3 protein-coding genes and 1 pseudogene are annotated in these 4402 nt (G+C 52.1%); 3 read left to right on the top strand and 1 reads right to left on the bottom strand.

The window, feature by feature from the left end:
• Positions 1-13 precede the first annotated feature (13 nt).
• The gene (locus H5P30_RS03335; RefSeq protein ID WP_185691546.1) at positions 14-1441 is read right to left on the bottom strand and encodes an IS4 family transposase; all 1428 of its coding nucleotides are present in this window, start codon (positions 1439-1441) and stop codon (positions 14-16) included.
• A gap of 135 nt (positions 1442-1576) precedes the next feature.
• Between H5P30_RS03335 and H5P30_RS03330 the strand changes: the two genes are divergently transcribed.
• The 3 genes and pseudogenes from H5P30_RS03330 to H5P30_RS03320 form a co-directional block, all read left to right on the top strand.
• Positions 1577-2485 (top strand): hypothetical protein, encoded by a 909-nt coding sequence (locus H5P30_RS03330; RefSeq protein ID WP_185691545.1) that lies wholly within the window; start codon positions 1577-1579, stop codon positions 2483-2485.
• A 278-nt stretch (positions 2486-2763) separates the two neighbouring features.
• The gene (locus H5P30_RS03325) at positions 2764-3177 is read left to right on the top strand and encodes a hypothetical protein (RefSeq protein ID WP_185691544.1); all 414 of its coding nucleotides are present in this window, start codon (positions 2764-2766) and stop codon (positions 3175-3177) included.
• Positions 3178-3236: 59 nt separating this feature from the next.
• Positions 3237-4402 (top strand): annotated as a pseudogene (locus tag H5P30_RS03320) (IS4 family transposase); the annotation flags it as partial.

Below are 4402 nucleotides of genomic sequence, written 5' to 3'. Positions count from 1 at the left end.
GGGGTGAATGGCACTAGTTTAAGCCTCTTTGCGGCGTGGATTTCGACGTCAAAATTCGGTTTCTGAGTTCTTGTCTGGGTCGTGTCATTTTCGGGAAGGTTTTGGGTCTTCGTTTGAGGACTCTGGGCTCGATTCTGTTTTGTCTTTTTGGGATCTTGTCTTTGGCTGCCAGTTCGAGCAATCGCTCCCAGTTTTCCCGGCCCGGATCGCAGGGGATGTCCCTCCAGTTTTCAAGAAGATCGACGGTTCCTTTGAAGCTGAGTCGATCCAGAGGTGCGCGGTGATCGGTGGAAGCCTGCAAGAGCGTCCAGCGAATCAGGTTATGGGCGATCATGTGCATGGCGAAGATCTTTCGGGCCATCTCGGGGGTTTTGGCTCGCAGGTGATCGGCACCGAGAGTGGTTTTGAGGTCTCGCAGGCTCACTTCCATGTTCCACCTGCGCAGGAACAGGTCGAGTATCGCTTCGGCGGGAGCATCCAGCAGCGTTGTCATTACGACGATCTCTTCGGGGCGGTGACCGGGCGTTTCGATCTTCCGGCGGATGTAGCGCACGCGGATCGACTTCGGCAAGGCTCTCCATTCGTCCAGTTCCATGTAGAGGGGCCTTTGGGACGAGGCGGGCCTTTCCCAAGTAGTGATCCGATCCTCGCAGCCTTTGGGAAAGGAGATCTTGCGGGAGGCGTGGAGGCGTCCGAGCGCATGAGCTCCCCGGCCAAGCAGAGTCGCCGTGTTCAGATAAGAGCAGTAAGCCCGGTCGAAGAGCAGGATGTCTCCGCCTCCGACTTGTCCGATTAAATCCAAGCCGTGGAAAAGAGCGCTTTCGCCGACATTGAGCGGACTTTCTTCGTAGTCGAGCATCGCCCCGCTGGAGAGATCGTGCAGCCCCACCACCTGCATTACCGGATAGCCGCACCCTTTCTTCTGCTCGGAAGGTTGCGGGAACTCCTTCTGATTGTCCGGCGTGTCGTCCATGCTCACTCCCGTGCCGTCGACCGACAGCACACGACGCCCTTCCCAGGCCGGGTCGGCCTCTGCCGCGAGCGAGTCCGACACTTCGCGGTGGATACGCTTGAGATCCTCCGACGTAAACTTCTTCTGCCGAGCGGTGCAGTAGCTGGAGGTGGACGAACTCAAAGCGGGCAAACCGTCCGCAGCGCGCGCGGCCTGGATCTCCTGCAAAGCGTCCCGACAGGAACCCCCTCGCAGCACTTGCCCCAGAAAACCCCAGAACAAACACTCCCGGTCCATCCCCCGTTTGCGCTCGCCGGGCCGCTTGGCCAACACCTTCGAAGGAACCAGATGGCCGAACCAACCCCGCAACCGATTCGGCTTCCCGGCATTCGCGTTCTCGACATTGCGCCGATACTGATTCAGTGTTCGCTTTCTGGCTCGTCCCACAAGACCGGAGAAACCGGGCAAATAACTGTTAACTCTTTTCATATCAACAGCTTGCGCGATTTCAATGGTCGGGACGAGCCTTTTATCCATTTTAGAGCATTTTTCTCCCGTAGATACCCTTAAACTAGTGCCATTCACCCCACTGGCGGGGTGCCTGTCCTCCACGTTCGTCTTGAAATGAAAATCGTAACTACATTGTTGATTACTCTGAGCCTCGCGCTGACTGGATGCTCTGATGGAGACTTTAATCCGAAGGTTCAAAGGATTTTAAATGACGCTGACATAACGATCATCGAAATTCCGATCCCGGATCCGATTGCAATATCGCTAGTCGCTACAGTCAATGGAAGTAATCTCGGATCGAATGGTTCTCGGAGATTTACGGAGCCCATTCTTCTTGAATCCGATGCAGCTGTAGGTGTCCAGATTCTGTCGGAGGATCGTTTGGGCGTTTTTGTCTCGGACGGTGGATCAGATTCTCTCAAGTGGATTTTGGACGACGTTGGCCCGATTGACGGCGCCAGAATGATAGGTCCGAATAAGGTGCCATACACCGGTGGCCCCCGAATCATTTTTAATTCCTTTGGGAACCCTGACAGGGGATCTCCGAGGATTCAGGTCTTTCTAGTTTCAGACCCATCATTGATTCCGGACTATGACGTGGACAGCAACTCATATGAAGTTTTCGAGTCTGACACCCCGAGTCGCGACGAACCGATGCACCAAGGTGTCCAGATCTTTGTAAACAATCATAGATTTGGAAATACCAATGGTTGCAGTGGACCATTGGATGCCAATGGCAGTCTTCGATGCGGCCACGAGAGTCTTGTGTCAGAAATCGATTGGCGTTGGCTAGGATGGAGTGGAAGGGGTGATCTCTATTTGATTTCCCGAGTATTTCCTGCTGACACGGCCACTGAATCTACAGAAAGAAAAGTAATCGAATACATGGGAGAGGAGATCCAAGTCTGGCGAGACGAGATACAGAGAATTGTTCTTCGCCCCATTCCCGAACAGGACGAACCAAACGACGTAGACAATCCAGTGAACTCGCCCGAAAATCCTAAAAATCACACGGACGACTGAGCCTTGCAGGCTGGTTGTCTGGTCTCCACGTTCGAGAAAAGAATGAATGGAAAGTGAAGAATGGAAGAAAGAGAATGAATCTCACTGAGGCACAGCGGCACGGAGGAAAGGCAAATCTCTGTGAGCTCAGTGTGCTCCGTGAGAGAATGCCTTTTGTATCTGCCTCACAGCTCCGGGTCTTTGCGTCTTGGCTTGAGACAATTCCACTCCGGCTCGAACCAGACCGATATACAAACCGAGATTGATCGGCGGCCTTGTGCTTGAATCCCCCGGCTCCGGTGCATACCCTTTACGTTGGAAGAAAGAAATTGAAGAAACCAATTCCAGAAATTGTCGAACGACTAAATTCTCTAGATGGAACAGTAGTTGGACTTTCACTGCTTGAGCACACTTACGAAGAAGCAAAGGATTTGGACACAGATTTACCCAAAAAGAAAAAATTAAGAAATATTCTCCTAACAGCTTTAGCCGAACACTCCTCGGGATACTGGAAAGGATTGGCGTGTGATTGGATAAAAGAAGGATTCCCTCTGGATTCTGAAATCTGCGAAACATTCGAGAATTACACGAGACGAGATCGAAACGTTATCCAGAAAAAGAGACAAGAAGCTACAGTGAAAGTCACTAGTGTCCAGTTAAGAGGGGTTTCGATTTTTCCAAGTGATTCATTTGAAGAGTCTTACACAGGATAAAGGTTGTCACGCATTTGAATCGGCTGGCGACCTTCCGTCGCATTCGTTCTCAATAACGGATGAACGCTGGCAGGCTCGTTTTTACTCAGATTACCGATGGCTTGGACCGGAAGGAGTTCGACCGATGCATCAAGCTTTACCCGATGCCCAAGAGCAGTCGCGGATTTACCGCACGCGACCAATTCCTTGCCATGGTCTTTGCCCAGTTGACTTACCGGGAGGGGTTGCGCGAGATCGAGGCTTGTTTGCGCGGGAATCAAAACGCTTACGCGATGGGGTTTCGCGGCAACATTACCCGCACCAATTTGGCATATGCCAACCAATGGAGGGACTGGCGCGTCTACGAAGCCATGGCTCATATCCTCATTCGAAGGACGCGGAGACTTTAGGCAGGCGAGACGAACCCGATGGGTCTCGATGGCATGGTCGTCGCGGTCGATTCGAGCACCATCGATCTTTGCCTGACTCTCTTCCCTTGGGCGGACTTTCGTTCCACGAAAGCGGCGGTAAAGATCCACACGCAGTTCGAACTTCAAGGCTCTATCCCGCTGTTCATCGACGTTACGAAGGGACGGGAACACGATGTGTCTTTCCTCGACCGAATGCCAGTCTCTCCCGGAACGATCTATGTAATGGATCGTGGATACCTCGACTTCGGTCGACTCTTCGGCCTCAGCCAGGCCGGAGCGTTCTTCGTTATCCGTGCCAAACGCAACCTCGACTGCTATGTCCGGGAGTCCCGCAGAGTTGCCAAAATCACAGGTCTGCGCAGCGATCAAACAATCGGTCTGAGCGGAGCCCTGTCCAAGGAACGATATCCCATTGCTTTGCGTCGAGTTCGTTTCTTCGACGAGGAGACTGGCAAGGACTTGGTATTCCTTTCCAACAATTTTTCCATCCCAGCATTGACCGTCGCCTTGGTCTACAAGAGCCGCTGGCAGATCGAACTTTTCTTCAAATGGATCAAACAGAACCTGCGGATCAAGTCCTTCTTCGGAACCTCGGACAATGCCGTCAGAACCCAAATTTGGATCGCCATCTGCACCTATCTTCTCGTCGCCAGTCTCAAAAAGACTCTCTGCCTCGACCACAGTTTGACCCGGATTCTGCAAGTTCTGAGTGTTAACGCTTTTCAGAAAGTTCATATCAATCAGCTATTTACAGAATCCTTCACAAATTTTGACGAAACTCAATTATCTAACCAACTCAACTTCAACGACTTCCT

The organism is Puniceicoccus vermicola (assembly GCF_014230055.1).
Taxonomy (GTDB): Bacteria; Verrucomicrobiota; Verrucomicrobiia; order Opitutales; family Puniceicoccaceae; genus Puniceicoccus; species Puniceicoccus vermicola.
This window is presented reverse-complemented; position numbering and strand designations above follow the sequence as displayed.